Below are 927 nucleotides of genomic sequence, written 5' to 3'. Positions count from 1 at the left end.
GATCCGGACAACTCCCCCACGGAACTCCCGATCGTACTTCTTCCGCTTCTCTGACACCGCAATCCTCATTACCGATGCCCCTACGATCCGGAGGGAACCTCAATGGCGAGGGTGTCCAAGTCGGTGTCCATGACAATCCTGGTCCTTAATGGTTCGGGAAAGTTCAGGAGTGGACACCACCGACCCTCGGACTCCCTCCCCGCCACGGCAGGCCATTACACACCACTGCCCCAGGAATCAACCATCTAGGACGGTCCCGGTCACCCCCAGCTTCTTCGGCTGCAGGGGGGCACGTGGCTCAGGTGAAGCGCACCTGCTGGGGTTTCCGCTCGACATACCCTAAATACCCTAAAGGATTCGGGCGCCGAGTTGCTGAACGAACTGCTCGGCAAACTGCATGAGCTGATGCTCATTGAAGATCACGCCGTAGAGGGATTGGGTGCCGGACAATGCTTTGAGTTTGGCTTCGCGCAAATCAAGCCCAGTCGCCGATTCCATGGACAGCGTCAACGTCTGGATACTCGACCCGGGTAGCGACAGGCGTGCGATCGAGGCACCCGTGAGATCCAGCTCTTCGATCAAACAGTTCTCGAACGTCACGTCCGCTGCACGAGCACCTCTAAGAAGCACACAACCTAGCTTGCACCGCTCGAAGAGCACCGTTTTAAGGTCGGCACCGCCAAGATCGAGAACACCGACTCGGGACTCCTTAACCTCAATGTTCCGAAGTGCCAGCTCGACACCCTTTACTTTGATTCCAGCGACGTTTGTGAGGCGCGAGTCGGAAATTCTTCCGCGAGAGAGATCGACATCTGATATCGAAACCCCGCTCAGTTTGGGTCTGTCCGAAATTCGGTGTGTGGGGTCCGGCGGTTTTCATCAGTGAGTGGTTCTCTCGAACCGTCCGGCGAAGGTGATCGCGAACGC

Annotated in this window: 1 protein-coding gene; it reads right to left on the bottom strand. The window is 57.4% G+C overall.

Annotated elements, in window-relative coordinates:
• Window positions 1-348: 348 nt before the first annotated feature.
• Window positions 349-720, bottom strand: coding sequence for a pentapeptide repeat-containing protein (locus EII42_RS13060; RefSeq protein ID WP_255416265.1), 372 nt, complete (start codon window positions 718-720; stop codon window positions 349-351).
• Between the last annotated feature and the right edge of the window lie 207 nt (window positions 721-927).

The sequence above is a fragment of the Tessaracoccus sp. OH4464_COT-324 genome (assembly GCF_003932855.1).
In the GTDB taxonomy this organism is placed as follows: domain Bacteria; phylum Actinomycetota; class Actinomycetes; order Propionibacteriales; family Propionibacteriaceae; genus Arachnia.
The sequence above is the reverse complement of the archived record's forward strand: the minus strand, read 5'-3'. Positions and strand labels throughout refer to the sequence as shown.